Raw genomic sequence first — 15,683 nt, 5'->3', positions numbered from 1 at the left:
CTCCGCAAGGAGCTTTTGTTTTGCAGGTTAATGAATGCAGGACAAGCAGGAAATACTGATGAAATGCAGAATCCATTGTGTAAGGAACGATTAGAAGGAGGGATTTCATGGAAAAGCGTGTTGAAATGCAGCTTGGTGGAAGAACGCTTGTGCTTGAAACAGGACGTTTGGCCAAACAGGCTAATGCTGCCGTTAAGGTAACTTACGGAGATACCGTTGTATTGTGTACCGTGACAGCATCCAGCGAGCCGAAAGATTTGGACTTTTTCCCACTCACGGTGAACTATGAAGAAAGATTGTATGCCGTAGGTAAAATTCCAGGCGGATTCATTAAACGGGAAGGAAGACCAAGTGAGAAAGCCATTCTCGCGAGTCGTCTGACAGACCGTCCAATTCGTCCATTGTTCCCTGAAGGTTTCCGTAATGATGTACAAGTACTTAATATCGTTATGAGCGTTGACCAGGACTGTGAACCGCAAATTGCTGCCATGATCGGTACATCGGCTGCACTGAGCATTTCGGATGTACCATTCAACGGACCTATTGGTGGCGTAAAAGTTGGACGTATTGATGGTGAGTTCATCATTAACCCTACGATTGCACAGCTTGAAGTTAGTGAGATTGAGCTTGTTGTTGCAGGGACCAAGGATGCCATCATGATGGTAGAAGCGGAAGCAAACGAAGTTCCGGAAGAGATCATGCTTGAAGCCATCATGTTCGGACATGATGAAATCAAGAACATTGTGGCAGTTATTGAACAACTTGTTCAAGTGGCCGGCAAAGAAAAAATGGCTGTCAAACTGCACACCGTGGATGCTGAAGTCAACAGCAGTGTTCGCGAATTTGCGAGCGCTCGCCTGGTTGAAGCAGTTAAAATTGCAGAAAAGCATGCTCGTCAGGATGCGATTGATGTGGTGAATGACGAAACTGTTGCTCACTTTGAAGAGAAATACATTGAAACGCCTGAACTGCTCAAAGACGTGAAGGAAGTGCTGCACGATATCGTTAAAGAAGAAGTGCGCCGCTTGATCACTCATGATAAGGTTCGTCCGGACGGACGCGGACTTGCGGAGATTCGCCCAATTGAGTGTGATACATCCTTGCTGCCGCGTACTCACGGTTCCGGTTTGTTCACACGTGGTCAAACACAAGCGCTTAGCATTTGTACCCTTGGTGCTCTGGGTGATGTTCAGATTCTGGACGGAATCAGCTTGGAAGAAACAAAACGTTTCATGCATCACTACAACTTCCCTCCATTCAGCGTAGGTGAAGCTCGTCCACTGCGTGCTCCGGGTCGACGTGAAATTGGACATGGTGCTCTGGGTGAACGTGCCCTTGCTAAAGTCATTCCTTCGGAAACGGACTTCCCGTACACTATTCGTCTGGTATCGGAAGTACTTGAATCCAATGGATCGACTTCACAGGCAAGTATCTGTGCAAGTACACTGGCCATGATGGACGCAGGTGTGCCAATTAAAGCGCCGGTTGCAGGTGTGGCTATGGGTCTGATCAAAGATGGAGAGCATGTATCCATTCTTAGTGATATTCAAGGTATGGAAGACCACCTGGGAGACATGGACTTCAAAGTGGCGGGAACACCAGACGGTGTAACAGCGATTCAAATGGATATTAAAATTGATGGTATTGATCGTCAAATTTTGTCTGAAGCTTTGGCTCAAGCCAAAGAAGGTCGTATGCATATCTTGGGCAAAATGACTGAAGTGATGAAAACTCCACGTGAGCAGTTGTCACAATATGCTCCTAAAATTACAACCATGCATATCAATCCGGATAAAATCCGCGACGTGATCGGTGCAGGTGGTAAAATTATCAATAAAATCATCGAGGAAACCGGTGTTAAGATTGATATCGAACAGGATGGACGTGTATTTATCGCTTCTTCCAACCAGGATATGAACGATAAAGCAAAATCGATTATCGAAGGAATCGTACGTGAAGTGCTCGTCGGCGAGATTTATGTCGGCAAAGTAAAACGTGTTGAGAAATTCGGTGCATTTGTTGAAGTTCTTCCGAACAAAGAAGGTCTGGTCCACATCTCACAACTGTCGACAGAACGTGTTGCCAAAGTAGAAGATGTGGTAGCCATTGGTGATTCCATTACCGTTAAAGTGACGGAAATTGACCAACAAGGCCGGATCAACTTGTCCCGCAAAGCAGTATTGACGGCTGAAGCTCCGGCACAATCCTAAATCCTGCTGTATGTTCTACAGATTGATTGAATGAAGAGACAGAATGTGTATTTCTGGCTCTTTTTTTAACGCCTAAAATTCCATAACGTTAAGGGTTTTCGAAAGACTGCCTGAATTTGTTCATATTCTTGCCCTTGTCCTCATATGATGGGGACAAAGACGGCGGGAGGATGGAACTGTGAAAAACCAATCCAAAAAGCTGGTTGCAGTTCTGGCAGGTGTGGCAGCTGTCATACTGGTCGGACAAGTAGGCAGTGTACGTACATACATTACGGAGATCCGTGATGGCCCAGGGACACAAAATGCATTTGACATGTTTAAAGAGGCGACCGGGGAGGATGCCTTGTTGTCGGCGATCCGGGATAAAGCGGCCGAAACAAAAATTGCTCCGGTCAATGCCAAAGTGGATCGGGTATGGAAAGCAATACCAGGATATAATGGCATGGAGATTGATGTGGAAGCCACATACCGCAAGGCTCTTGGTGGGAACTTGAATACAAAGCTTTCATATATTTACCGTCAGGTTGAGCCGGAAATCCAGCTTAAGGATTTGGGACCTCATCCCATATATCGGGGGAATCCTGCGAAGCCGATGGTTTCGTTTATGATCAATGTGGCCTGGGGGAATGAGTACATTATCCCAATGCTCGATACTCTCGATGCCGAGAAGGTGAAGGCTACCTTTTTTCTGGATGGAAGCTGGCTGAAGAAAAATGCCGATTTGGCCAAAGAGATTCAAAAACGAGGTCATGAACTGTCCAATCATGCGTACTCCCATCCAAACATGAGTCGTTTGAGTGCAGAACGGGCCAGGCTTGAAATAAGCAAAACAGAGGATCTGCTCAAGGAAACGCTAGGGGTGGAAAACCGCTGGTTTGCTCCTCCCTCGGGTGACTTTAATCAGAAAACAGTGGACATCGCGTCAAGCATGGGTTTGCAAACGGTCCTCTGGACACTGGATACCGTAGACTGGCGAAAACCAAGTTCAGCTTCGATTGTAGATAAAATTGAGGCCAAGGTGGAAGCAGGTACGTTAATTTTGATGCACCCCACAGCGTCTTCGTCGGGAGCACTGAAAGGCATGATTCAATCGATACGAGCCAAAGGGCTTGTACTTGGTACAGTGAGTGAGACGTTATCTTCGGAACGCATTAAAGCTCCAGCGGTTGAGTGAGCGGCGTTTTTTTGTTAATATCAAACAGTTGGAACCAAATGTCGATTTCGTTTTCTTGGAGATCAAGGCAATTATAGAGATGTAGGAGGGCCAACCGTGAAAAAAATTCAGCTGGGCAATGGCCTCAGGGTAGTCATGGAACAGATTCCGACCTGTCGTTCCGTGTCTTTTGGTATATGGGTCAAGACAGGATCGCGCAATGAGCAGCCTGTTAACAATGGAGTATCACATTTTATTGAGCACATGTTGTTCAAGGGAACGGATCGTTATGATGCTAAGGCTATTGCGGAAGAATTTGATGCTATTGGCGGTAACGTGAACGCGTTCACTTCAAAAGAATACACGTGCTATTATGCTAAAGTATTGGATGAACATCTGCCTATCGCCGTAGATGTGTTGTCCGACATGTTTTTCCGTTCGAAAATGGATGATGGCGAGCTCATCAAGGAGAAAAACGTCATCCTGGAAGAGATTTCAATGTACGAGGATACGCCGGATGACATGGTACATGATCTGATGGCTACGGCTGCGTATGGAGAACATCCGCTGGCTTACCCGATTCTGGGTACGGAGGAACGCCTTAAAGCGATGGATTCCAGCCATCTGCGTGCATATATGAAAGAGCACTATACAATTGAAAATACAGTCATTAGTATTGCAGGTAATATTGATGACAGTGTGATTGATTTGATGGAAAAGCATTTTGGATCATTTGACGTTCATGGTGCGCCAGAACAAATTACCGTTCCTAAATTCCAGAGTGGACAGCTCTTTCACAAAAAGAAAACGGAACAGAATCACATCTGTATTTCGTTTCCGGGCTGTAAAATCGGAGATCCGCTGCAGTTTGCCATGGTGGTTTTGAACAACGCCATTGGCGGTGGAATGAGCTCGAGACTCTTCCAGGAGATTCGTGAAAAACGCGGACTGGCGTATTCCGTATATTCCTATCACAGTTCTCATGCGGACAGTGGGTTGTTTACTATATACGCAGGTACTGCACCGAAACAGACGAAGGAAGTGCTGGATCTGACCAAAGAGGTTCTGCATGACCTTGCAGTGAACGGTCTGTCGGAAGATGAACTGCGCAAAGGTAAAGAACAGCTGAAGGGAAGTCTGATCCTCAGTTTGGAAAGCACGGGAAGCCGGATGAACCGTCTCGGTAAAAACGAGCTGATGCTGGGCAGACACCACACGCTGGATGAGATGATTTCCAAAATTGAACAAGTAACGATGGATGACATCGATGCTGTACTTGACCTGATGTTCGCGGAGCCGTTTGCGCTCGCTATGGTCGGAGCTTCCGATCGCACGATTGCTGGATTAAGAAGGGATGATTTTGTTGCATTACGTTCAAATTCAAAAGTTACCGGGCAATGAAGATATTAAACTGCCTCAAAAAATGTCGGAGCTGGCATCAGGCTTTGATGTAGTTGCTGCGCTTCAGGAGGACGTTGTGCTGCATCCAGGACAACGCACGCTGATCCCGACAGGATTGGCTATGGCCATGCCTGCCGGCCTCGAAGCACAGATTCGTCCACGCAGTGGCCTGGCGTTTAAGCACGGCATTACCTGCCTGAATACACCGGGCACGATTGATGCGGATTACCGGGGTGAAGTTAAAGTGCTTTTGGTTAATCTGGGACAGGAGCCATTCACGATTGTGCGTGGTGAACGCATTGCCCAGATCGTATTCCAGACTGTGCCGGCTGTTGAATTAACCGAAGTAAATGAACTCTCGGAAACGGTTCGCGGCGAGGGCGGATTCGGTCATACCGGAAAGTAAGCAATGGCTTTAGACAATGAGGGCCTTCCCATGTGGGAAGGCTTTTTTTGTATTCAGAGAAAGGAAAGCATGTATTGTTTTCACCCCCCTGTGGGCCCTTGCATACGATAAGGCATACATGTGGTGAAAGGAGTGACGTCCCGATGCTGACCGGAGTCCGGATTGTAGTCCTGGGCGGAGATGCGCGGCAGCTTGAAGTCATTCAAAAATGCGCAGAGCTGGATGCCACGGTAAGTGTGGTCGGTTTCGACAAGCTTGAGCGTTCCATTCCGGGGATCGAACATCATGAACTGGAGGATGAAGTGTTGGCTTCTGCGGATGTGCTGGTGCTTCCTGTGGTTGGATGTGATGATCAGGGGAAAGTTAGCACCTCGTTCAGTGATCTGCCGATTTTCCTGAAAAAAGAACAGATAGCGGCATTGCCAGAGCATTGTATTGTTTTTACGGGAATGGCAAAGCCATTTTTGCGTGAGTTATGCGTGGATAACGGCTTACGGCTAGTTGAAGTGCTGGATCGTGATGATATCGCGCTCTACAACTCTATACCGACAGCTGAAGGAGCAGTCGCTATGGCGATTCGGGAGACGGACTTCACGATCCACGGCTCGGAATGTATCGTGCTCGGATTGGGCAGAACGGGTTTTACAATGGCCAAAACGCTCCAGGGTCTCGGGGCAAATGTACGGGTGGGAATCAGGCGGGGAGAGGATGCGGCGCGCGCAAACATAATGGGCTGGAAGCCTTTTATGACAACGGATTTGGCCGCTCAAACCGGGGGAGTTGACTTGCTTTTTAATACGATACCGACTATGATAATCACAGCACAAATCCTGTCCAGAATGCCGCAAAAAGCAGTCATTATTGACCTTGCATCCGCCCCTGGCGGCTGTGATTTCAGGTATGCTGAAAAACGCGGTATTAAAGCGATGCTTGCGCCAGGCCTCCCCGGCATTGTTGCTCCCAAAACGGCTGGCGGCATTATTGCCGACGCGTTGATCCGTTTGCTTTTGGAAGAACAAAACGCACGGGAGGTTGAACAATGAACTGGCAGGGAAAAACGGTAGGTTATGCTATTACAGGTTCTCATTGTACGTTTGAAGAAGTTATGCCGGTGATTAGCCGGTTTGTGGCTGAGGGTGCGAATGTGGTTCCGATTATTTCCAATTCGGTTTTAACAACGGATACACGCTTTGGTACTTCTCAGAGTTGGCAAAAACAGTTGAAAGATATAACCGGGAATGATATTATTTCTACAATTGTTGAGGCGGAACCGCTCGGGCCTTCCAAATTGCTTGATGTACTTGTTATTGCGCCCTGCACGGGGAACACAACAAGCAAGCTGGCTAATGCGATGACCGATAGCCCAGTGCTGATGGCAGCCAAAGCCCAGATGCGGAATCAGCGTCCGGTGGTGCTTGCCATCTCCACAAATGATGGTCTGGGATTAAATGCCGCGAACATCGCCAAACTGCTTGTAGCGAAATATATGTATTTTGTACCGTTCGGGCAGGATGATCCGGTGAAGAAACCGAACTCGTTAGTCGCAAAAATGGAACTTATACCGGAGGCATGCTGGAGTGCGCTGGAAGGTAAACAATTGCAGCCAATGATTGTGGAGCGTTCTGCTCAGGCCTGATATTTGTTGACCCAAGTTTCATGGTTTGCTATAGAGCTCGATTTCGCAGTGGAGAAGTTCCAGGATAACGGTTATGCGCTTGAAGAAATGAACTTGGTTCGATAAACAAAGAAAATCATGGGGGACGATACATCGGGCAGTAATAGCTACTCGTGTACGCGTTCCTGTCGTTGAAGGGCATTCCTGCTTGCACCAGAAGTCCAGGCAAGCGGGATGCGTTCATGGAGATATGCATGTCGTAATCCGGTAACAACTGACCTTCATTTTGTGAATTGCCCAGAGCAATCTTCAGGGGAAGGGCGGCATGAAATGTCGTAATTATTGCTGAATTTATTGCATCGGAACGCTCCCTAGGTTGATCCATTTGTTGATTTGACCGTGTCCAGTCTTCTTGCGTACACAAATGGAGGAATTAAGATGCGCATCATGGTACAGAAATTCGGAGGCACGTCGCTCTCTACGGTTCAGGCAAGAGAGCACGTGCTCCGTCATATTAAGCGTGAGCTTGAAGCAGGACTCAGTCTGGTCATTGTAGTGTCGGCTATGGGACGCCGAGGCGAACCCTATGCTACAGATACATTACTCGACTGGGCCGCACAAAATGGTAATTCACTATCTGCACGTGAAAAGGATTTATTGTTATGCTGTGGTGAGATCATATCCGCTACGACGCTCAGCAGTCTGCTGGAACACGAAAACATCCCCACAACCGTGCTGACCGGTGCGCAGGCGGGCTTTGTGACGGACGACAATTTCGGGAATGCCCGGATTTTGGATGTCCGTCCTGTTCGTGTGCTGGAGCAACTTCAAAAAGGGCGTGTTGTCATTGTTACGGGCTTCCAAGGGCAGACGGAGAGTGGAGATTTTACCACACTTGGCCGTGGCGGCAGTGACACATCAGCAACAGCATTAGGCGCTGCGCTGCATGCGGAGATGGTGGATATCTATACGGATGTGAACGGCATTTTGACCGCAGATCCGCGGATTGTGGAAGATGCACGTCCGTTGACTGTTGTAAGTTATGCCGAGATATGTAATATGGCGCATCAGGGGGCTAAGGTCATTCACCCACGTGCAGTTGAAATTGCAATGCAATCCCAAATTCCTGTACGAGTGCGTTCCACTTTTGCGGATAGTGAAGGAACCTTGGTTACACATCCGGAAGGATTCCAGGATGTGCAGACAGGCATTGTAGATCGTTATGTGACCGGGATTGCTTATGTAAGCAATGTAACCCAAATCACAGTTGACGTGCCGGGAGGCGCGGATCGGCTGCAGCTGAAAGTATTCAAAACCATGGCTGAAAATTCGATTAGTGTTGATTTTATTAATGTTACCCCTTCAGGAGTCGTCTATACTGTGTTTGACAGTGACTCCGAAAAAGCTATTCAAGTTTTGCAAGAGATCGGTCTTAAACCTCAGAGTCTGTCTGGCTGTGCCAAAGTGTCCGTTATCGGTGGTGGCATAAATGGTGTGCCAGGAATCATGGCCAGAATCGTTGAATCGTTAACACTGGCTGACATTCAGATTTTGCAATCGGCAGATTCGAACACAACCATCTGGGTACTTGTAAAAAAAGAAGATATGGTTCAGGCCCTGAGGGCGCTTCATGCCTCATTCGAACTTCATCTGTAATTAGAAGCGAGCGGAGCCCGACCTGTTTTGAAGGAGGAAATCGAATTGGACTTTGGAAGATTGATTACAGCAATGGTCACTCCGTTCAACGAACAAGGAGAGATTCATTGGGAGGAAACGGCAAGGCTTATAGATTATCTAATTGCAGATCAAAAATCTGAAGCACTTGTGATTTCCGGAACGACTGGTGAATCTCCTACACTTAGTGACAGTGAAAAGGTGCAACTTTTTGAATTTGCAGTGAAGCATGCTGCCGGAAGATGCAAAATCATTGCCGGAACAGGGTCTAACAATACCGCCCATTCGATCCATCTGACACAAGAAGCCGAACGTGCCGGAGTGGATGGGGTCCTTTTGGTTGTTCCTTATTACAACAAACCAAGCCAAGAAGGATTATTCAGACATTTTGAAGCCATCGCGAACTCCACCAAACTGCCCGTGATGCTGTATAACGTACCAGGTCGTACGGCAGCCAACCTGTCTGCTGCCACTACACTTCGCCTGGCTCAGCTGCCGAATATCGTGGCTACGAAGGAATGTGCTTCTTTGGAGCAAGTAACACAGGTCGCTGCAGGTGCACCCGAACAGTTCAAGGTGTATTCGGGAGATGATGCCTCAGGCTTACCAGCAATGGCGGTGGGAGCTTACGGTATTGTCAGTGTAGCCAGTCATGTGGTTGGGGCCGAGATGAAACAGATGATTGATTTCTTTGTCGGGGGAGATGCTCAAAAAGCAACCCAATTGCATCAAAAGTTATTCCCGGTATTCAAAGGTCTTTTCGAGTGTCCACAGCCTTTGCCGAACCCCGTAGCAGTGAAATTTGCACTGACCTTGCGTGGATTGGACGTTGGTTCAGTTCGCCTTCCTCTTATTGCTCCGACTGAGGATGAGGAGAACTTTATTCGTGACCTGTTTAACTAACCACAGATATTATCGTTATTTTGTTAATTTTAAACATATTAGATCGAACAGGAACTGCTCTTCAACCAGAAGAAGCGGTTCTTTTTTTTCGCATTTTTGGGTCGTTTCATCCTCGCTGTTAGAGGGAAACCTATAGCTTAACGACAGAGTGACTTGTTTTTTTTGTTTTTAATCATGTATAATGATGTCAAGTGACTGGGTGCGGTATTTTTTTGAAATTGAAAGCGACATCGTTTCGAGATGTGGCTTTGCGGTGAAAAGGGAAGGAACGGCTAAGAAGGAATCATTTCAAATCCAACTTGTTGGTGAAGGGGAATTACTTCGAAGAACTTCTTCCAAATATCGTGAATAAAGGTGTTCTTTTGCATACATGCCTATCTTTTGGTTTGTAATGTGGAGACTACTTTTCTAACTTACAATAAATAAAATAATAAGGTACGACGTCCAACTACCATAGGAGGTTTAGATTCATTTGTCTAAGAAAAATAACAACGATAAACTGATGATTTTTGCACTGGGCGGCGTAGGCGAGATTGGTAAAAATATGTACGTCATCCAATACGCTAACGACATTGTAGTCGTAGATGCTGGTCTTAAATTCCCGGAAGAAGATATGCTTGGAATCGACATTGTCATTCCTGACATTTCATATCTGACTGAGAACCGTGACAAAGTAAGAGGTATTATTTTGACTCACGGTCACGAGGATCATATCGGTGGATTGCCATATGTTCTGAAACACCTTAATGTTCCTGTATACGGAACCAAGCTTACACTCGGACTTGTGGAAAACAAGCTGAAGGAAGCCAACTTGCTGGGTGAAACGAAGCGCATTCTGATTGATGCTGATTCCGAGATTCAACTCGGCTCAGTATTAAAAGCAACATTCTTTGCTACTAACCATAGTATTCCGGATTCCGTCGGTGTATGTGTTGAAACACCAGAAGGTGCTGTAGTTCATACAGGTGACTTCAAATTCGACCACACACCCGTTAATGGTCAATATGCAGATCTTCAGCGTATGGCACAGATCGGTACAAACGGTGTACTTGCACTCTTGTCAGACAGTACCAATGCTGAGAAACCGGGCTTTACGCCTTCCGAGAAAAATGTGGGGATCGTTCTGGAAGATATCTTCCGTAAAGCGAGCCAACGTGTTGTTGTAGCTACTTTTGCTTCCAACGTACATCGGATTCAACAGGTAATCAATGCAGCTGAAGTGACGGGCCGCAAAGTGGCAGTCATTGGACGCAGTATGGTCAATGTTGTAGGCATTGCTTCTGACCTGGGATACCTTGAAATCCCGGATGGCATGATCATTGAGCCTGAAGAAGTAGGCAAAATGGCTGCTGACCGTGTCGTTATTCTTTGCACAGGAAGCCAAGGAGAGCCAATGTCTGCGTTGACCCGAATGGCTCGTTCGACTCACCGCAAGGTAGATATTCTCCCTGGTGACACCGTTATTATCGCGGCAACACCAGTACCGGGTAATGAGAAGTACGTCGGCCGTACCATTGATGAACTGTTCCGTCTTGGAGCTAATGTTCATTACAGTGGCGCGAACAGCGGCGTACACGTATCCGGTCACGGTAGCCAGGAAGAGCTTAAGCTGATGCTTAACCTGATGAAGCCGAAGTTTTTCCTGCCGATTCACGGAGAATTCCGTATGCAGCGCCGCCACGCGGTTCTTGCTGAATCTGTAGGCATTGATCCGGATAACATTTTCATCACGGATATCGGTGAAGTGGTGGAAATTCAAGGTGGAGCAGCACGCAAAGCGGGTAAAGTTACAGCAGGTAACGTGCTGATCGACGGATTGGGTGTAGGCGACGTGGGTAACATCGTATTGCGTGATCGCAAACTGTTATCACAAGATGGTATTCTTGTCGTTGTTGTTACGCTGAGCAAACAGGATGGCAAAATTGTTTCCGGTCCGGACATCATTTCCCGCGGATTTGTGTACGTACGGGAATCTGAAGGATTGCTTGATGAAGCAAACCGTATTGTCAGCAGCACCCTGCAAAAGTTGATGAGTGAGAATGTAAACGAATGGGCTTCACTCAAAACCAATGTTAAAGATGCACTGGGTCGCTTCCTTTATGAGCAAACTCGTCGCAGACCGATGATTTTGCCAATCATTATGGAAGTTTAATAAATACACGAAACAATCATATATTCAGGCACACAGTCGCCTCTTATCTACGAGTAATATTGGACGGTTCCTCGTAGATAAGGGGCTTTTTGTTGTTTTACGGTTTCTGCAAGGATTTTGCGAGGCTTTTGGCATCTAATGGGTATAAGTAGACTGGCAATTTCCCCATACTAAGGAATACATTAAAATGGTTCTGGGGAAGGGGATTAACATAATGAGTGAGTATATAAACGGTAAACAGACCTCCAAGTCGAATCAACCCGAGGTGGAGACTCCGAACATGCCTGTGCAAGATGATAAAGGATTGTCTCCGGTTACAGAGGCCATTCAGCAGTTTGGACAGACGCAATCGCCTGCGGGGGAATCTAATATTTTTTGTATGACGATTATTGGGCAGGTTGAAGGACACTTGATTCTGCCTCCGCAAAATAAAACGACCAAGTACGAACATATTATCCCTCAATTGGTTGCTGCCGAGCAAAACCCCCGTATTGAGGGCATATTGATTATTTTGAACACGGTGGGCGGAGATGTGGAGGCTGGTCTGGCAATAGCCGAGATGATCGCTTCTCTGAGCAAACCGACTGTTACTGTAGTCATTGGGGGAGGACATAGCATTGGTGTTCCTATCGCAGTGGCTTCTACTTATTCGCTAATTGCCGGTAGTGCAACAATGACGATTCATCCCATCCGGATGAACGGGCTTGTCATTGGAGTACCACAAACGTTTGAATACATGGAAAAAATGCAGGAACGTGTCGTTCGTTTTGTCACAACACATTCAAATATCTCGGAAGAGATGTTCAAGGAACTCATGTTCAAGACGGGGGAATTGAATCGAGATATCGGGACAGCAGTAGGAAGTGCCGATGCAGTCAAATATGGATTAATGGACGCGGTTGGCGGCATTGGGCAAGCCATTGCCCAGTTGAATAAACTTATGGGAGATAAGAGGCAGACTCTGCAGGCAGGAGGGCTTACACAATGACCATGTATACCGTAATGCCACCTGAGCATCTCTGGTCCGGGATGTGGAATGAAGGGGAGGATACCCGTGAAGTCAAGGTTAATGGTTTATTGATGCAGGTCAGACCAGTTAGTGAGAGTGAAGCTGTCATTGTGCGTTTGCTTGACTGCCCGCTTGAAGCATATCTGAACCCTGCCAATATGCCTGGCGCCAAGGTTCCACTTTCAGGTAACGCGGGACCAACATAACACGACGAAAAAAGACAAATTGGGCAAGAAAAGAACATATGTACGGATTATATTTGTATGGTATAATATTCTTCTGGGGGTGACCTGATTTTGGCCAGAAGAAAAAAGAAGAAGAAAAAAGGCGCTGCGTTTAGCGGCGTTTTAAAATATGAAATATACGGAATTGTGCTGATTACCCTTGCCGTTATCGCTTTATCCGGTGAAGCAACGGTAGGGCGTTCATTATCCAAAATGTTCGGGTTGTTGCTCGGAAAATTCTATTTTGCTATTCCGTTGATCGGGATCTATTACGGGTTAATGGTGATGATTCACCGAAAATGGCCAAGCGGCTGGACAACACGCAAGACAGGACTTGTACTTCTGGTGTTTGCCTTAACCTTAATGAGTACCGTATCTGCAATGCATCAGAAACTTCTTCCTGTTGGTGCTCTTGAGCCGGGGGCGGTTATTACACAAGTACATAATGATATGCAGACCGAGCTGCTACAGCCTGCGCCTGGTGAGCATGATTCGATGCTAAATAAGGACATAAGTGGCGGTTACATCGGAGCTGCTCAATTTGCTCTGTTTTTATGGCTGTTTGGCAGTTTGGGTGCGCGTTTGATCATGATCGTGATGTTCATTATCAGTTTTATGCTGATTACCAGTCTGTCCTATGTTGATCTGGTGCGCATTTTCAGGACCAAGGTTTGGGATGCAGGCAGCTCAATCTATAAAAAACTAGAGTCGAGACCGGCTGCGCGCTCTTCTGCAACATCTTCTGGGAAAAAAGGTAGTGCGGCACGTAAGGTAGTCCCTGTTCCTGCAGATATCGAGGAAGATGAAGAGGATGACATGGAAGAGATGCAGCTGCCGAAACGAAAAGCGCCTATCTTCTTTCAATTGTTCGGGAAGTGGGGAGCGGATCGGGAAACGACCAAGACTGCCCGGGAGAGGGAGCAGGAGGAGTCCATCTCTTCTGAAGAGGTTGTGTATCGTGCGGATTCAGATCATTTTGCAGAGTCATGGAATGAAGAGCCGGCGTTCGTTTCGGATGTTCCGAGCCCAGTGGGAGGAGCTTCCCAACCCAAGGCCAGTTCTGCTCCAATCATCCGTGATTTCTTCGAACATGTCAGAGCGGAGGATAACGTCAAGGATGATGATCTGGATGACGCGTATCCTTTCCCTGATGATATTTCGGATCACACCCAGGGAGACGATATACCGATTAAGATTAGTGATGAGCTGGTGGATACTGCGGAATGGCCTGTATCTGAAGCTGGCCCGGATGATCTGAATGAGATGGAAAGCAACCCGGGCGGACAAACTGACTCAAACGATGCCCCTACAGGGTTGAACAGTGAACATGTCGAAGGCCAGGATAAGGAGCCAGTTAAACCGCCTCCTCCGCCTCCGAAGCCATATAAGCTTCCTTCGTTCCGTCTTCTTGCGAAGCCAAACAATGGAGGCAAGGGCGGGGATCAGAAAGATTATATGCAGACAGCCCGTAAGCTTGAAGCAACACTCGAGAGTTTTGGTGTTCGAGCGAAAGTGCTTGAAGTGGTTAGAGGACCAGCGGTTACACGCTATGAAATTCAACCGGATATTGGTGTGAAGGTTAGTCGAATTGTGAGTTTGACCGACGATATCGCACTGGCATTGGCAGCCAAGGATATTCGGATGGAAGCGCCGATTCCTGGTAAGTCGGCCATCGGGATTGAAGTACCTAACGGTGAAGTTTCAGTTGTAACGATGCGTGAGGTTATGGAAACATCAACGTTCCAGGATGCAGAATCCAAAGTGACTATTGCATTTGGACGGGACATTTCCGGGCAGACCATCATCGGCAACCTCGCACGTATGCCCCATTTGCTTGTTGCAGGTGCTACAGGTTCTGGTAAATCGGTTTGTATTAACGGAATTATCACAAGTATCCTGTACAAAGCAAAACCGGATGAAGTGAAGTTTCTGATGGTCGATCCGAAAATGGTCGAACTTAATGTATACAACGGCATCCCACACCTGATGGCTCCTGTCGTAACAGATCCCAAGAGAGCTTCATTGGCTCTCAAAAAAATTGTGGTTGAGATGGAGAAAAGATATGAGCTGTTCTCCAAATCGGGTACACGTAATGTTGAAGGCTATAATAACCTGATGAAGGACAATCCGGCCGCAGTTTTGCCGTACATCGTAGTTATTGTGGACGAGCTTGCTGATCTAATGATGGTTGCAGCAGGTGATGTGGAAGATGCCATTGCCCGTCTCGCCCAAATGGCACGTGCAGCCGGAATTCATCTGATTATTGCGACACAGCGGCCTTCCGTGGATGTCATTACTGGTGTCATTAAAGCCAATATTCCTTCCCGGATTGCGTTCGGTGTGTCTTCACAAGTGGATTCCCGGACAATCTTGGACATGGGTGGCGCAGAGAAATTGCTGGGCCGTGGGGACATGCTTTTCATGCCGATGGGTGCTTCCAAGCCGGTACGTGTGCAGGGAGCTTTCATGAGTGATGAGGAAGTTGAGAATATTGTAAATTATGTGCGTGGACAAGGTGAGGCCCAGTACGATGAATCCATTGTGCCCGAAGTGGACGATTCCGTTCAAGCGGCAGACGAAGTACAGGATGAACTGTATGAACAGGCTGTGCAAATCATTTTGGAAGCGAAGCAAGCTTCCGTATCGTTGCTTCAGCGGCGGATGAGGGTGGGGTACACCCGTGCTGCACGCCTGATTGACTCGATGGAAGCTCGTGGAGTGATCGGTCCTTATGAGGGCAGTAAACCTAGGGAAGTTTTGATCTCGCTGGAACAATATCAGCAAAACAAAATAAGTTCTTAATTTGAAATTGAATACGTAACTAGTGAAGCCCTAACTATAAAGTTGGGGCTTTTTTGTTATCAATTCGCGTTGAAGTTTGCCATGTTGTCCAATGTTCGGGGGATTTGGTGCATAGGAAGCAAGCAGGCTTGTCA

At 47.1% G+C, this 15,683-nt stretch carries 12 protein-coding genes; all 12 read left to right on the top strand.

All coding sequences use genetic code 11. The annotated features are described in order from the left end of the window. Positions 1–107 precede the first annotated feature (107 nt). The 12 genes from pnp (at position 108) to AB3N00_RS06960 (ending at position 15,549) form a co-directional block, all read left to right on the top strand. Positions 108–2,210, top strand: a complete 2,103-nt coding sequence (pnp, locus tag AB3N00_RS07015; RefSeq protein WP_413033927.1) for a polyribonucleotide nucleotidyltransferase — start codon at positions 108–110, stop codon at positions 2,208–2,210. Between the two features lie 178 nt (positions 2,211–2,388). Continuing rightward, on the top strand, positions 2,389–3,384 hold the full coding sequence (locus AB3N00_RS07010) for a polysaccharide deacetylase family protein (protein WP_413033926.1): 996 nt from the start codon (positions 2,389–2,391) through the stop codon (positions 3,382–3,384). A gap of 96 nt (positions 3,385–3,480) precedes the next feature. Next, on the top strand, positions 3,481–4,764 hold the full coding sequence (locus AB3N00_RS07005) for a M16 family metallopeptidase (protein ID WP_413033925.1): 1,284 nt from the start codon (positions 3,481–3,483) through the stop codon (positions 4,762–4,764). Next, a complete protein-coding gene (dut, locus tag AB3N00_RS07000; protein WP_175396028.1) occupies positions 4,724–5,170 on the top strand; it encodes a dUTP diphosphatase in 447 nt (148 codons plus the stop codon). The genes AB3N00_RS07005 and dut overlap by 41 nt, the downstream gene beginning before the upstream one ends. Positions 5,171–5,313: 143 nt before the next feature. Further along, complete coding sequence (dpsA, locus tag AB3N00_RS06995) at positions 5,314–6,213, top strand: dipicolinate synthase subunit DpsA (RefSeq protein WP_413033924.1); 900 nt, start codon at positions 5,314–5,316, stop codon at positions 6,211–6,213. Next, positions 6,210–6,806 (top strand): dipicolinate synthase subunit B, encoded by a 597-nt coding sequence (locus tag AB3N00_RS06990; protein ID WP_175396026.1) that lies wholly within the window; start codon positions 6,210–6,212, stop codon positions 6,804–6,806. The genes dpsA and AB3N00_RS06990 overlap by 4 nt, the downstream gene beginning before the upstream one ends. A gap of 417 nt (positions 6,807–7,223) precedes the next feature. Further along, positions 7,224–8,441: an aspartate kinase gene (gene dapG, locus AB3N00_RS06985; protein WP_413033923.1), complete on the top strand. Its 1,218-nt coding sequence runs from the start codon at positions 7,224–7,226 to the stop codon at positions 8,439–8,441. Between the two features lie 45 nt (positions 8,442–8,486). After that, a complete protein-coding gene (gene dapA, locus AB3N00_RS06980; RefSeq protein ID WP_413033922.1) occupies positions 8,487–9,362 on the top strand; it encodes a 4-hydroxy-tetrahydrodipicolinate synthase in 876 nt (291 codons plus the stop codon). A 472-nt stretch (positions 9,363–9,834) separates the two neighbouring features. Further along, positions 9,835–11,514 carry a ribonuclease J gene (locus tag AB3N00_RS06975; protein ID WP_175396023.1) on the top strand — a complete coding sequence of 560 codons (1,680 nt, stop codon included), beginning with the start codon at positions 9,835–9,837 and terminating at the stop codon, positions 11,512–11,514. Positions 11,515–11,794: 280 nt separating this feature from the next. Beyond that, complete coding sequence (locus AB3N00_RS06970) at positions 11,795–12,502, top strand: ClpP family protease (protein ID WP_246310890.1); 708 nt, start codon at positions 11,795–11,797, stop codon at positions 12,500–12,502. Continuing rightward, positions 12,499–12,729, top strand: a complete 231-nt coding sequence (locus AB3N00_RS06965; protein WP_175396021.1) for a YlzJ-like family protein — start codon at positions 12,499–12,501, stop codon at positions 12,727–12,729. The genes AB3N00_RS06970 and AB3N00_RS06965 overlap by 4 nt, the downstream gene beginning before the upstream one ends. 90 nt (positions 12,730–12,819) lie before the next feature. After that, a complete protein-coding gene (locus tag AB3N00_RS06960; protein WP_413033921.1) occupies positions 12,820–15,549 on the top strand; it encodes a DNA translocase FtsK in 2,730 nt (909 codons plus the stop codon). The last annotated feature ends 134 nt before the right edge of the window (positions 15,550–15,683 follow it).

This window comes from Paenibacillus xylanilyticus, from assembly GCF_047246825.1.
GTDB classification, from domain to species: Bacteria; Bacillota; Bacilli; order Paenibacillales; family Paenibacillaceae; genus Paenibacillus; species Paenibacillus xylanilyticus_B.
The sequence above is the reverse complement of the archived record's forward strand: the minus strand, read 5'-3'. Positions and strand labels throughout refer to the sequence as shown.

Coding starts and splice junctions, on each gene's coding strand:
- dpsA (WP_413033924.1), top strand. CDS start 5,314: ATGCTGACCGGAGTCCGGATTGTAGTCCTGGGCGGAGATGCGCGGCAG.
- AB3N00_RS06970 (WP_246310890.1), top strand. CDS start 11,795: ATGCCTGTGCAAGATGATAAAGGATTGTCTCCGGTTACAGAGGCCATT.
- AB3N00_RS06965 (WP_175396021.1), top strand. CDS start 12,499: ATGACCATGTATACCGTAATGCCACCTGAGCATCTCTGGTCCGGGATG.
- AB3N00_RS06990 (WP_175396026.1), top strand. CDS start 6,210: ATGAACTGGCAGGGAAAAACGGTAGGTTATGCTATTACAGGTTCTCAT.
- dapG (WP_413033923.1), top strand. CDS start 7,224: ATGCGCATCATGGTACAGAAATTCGGAGGCACGTCGCTCTCTACGGTT.
- pnp (WP_413033927.1), top strand. CDS start 108: ATGGAAAAGCGTGTTGAAATGCAGCTTGGTGGAAGAACGCTTGTGCTT.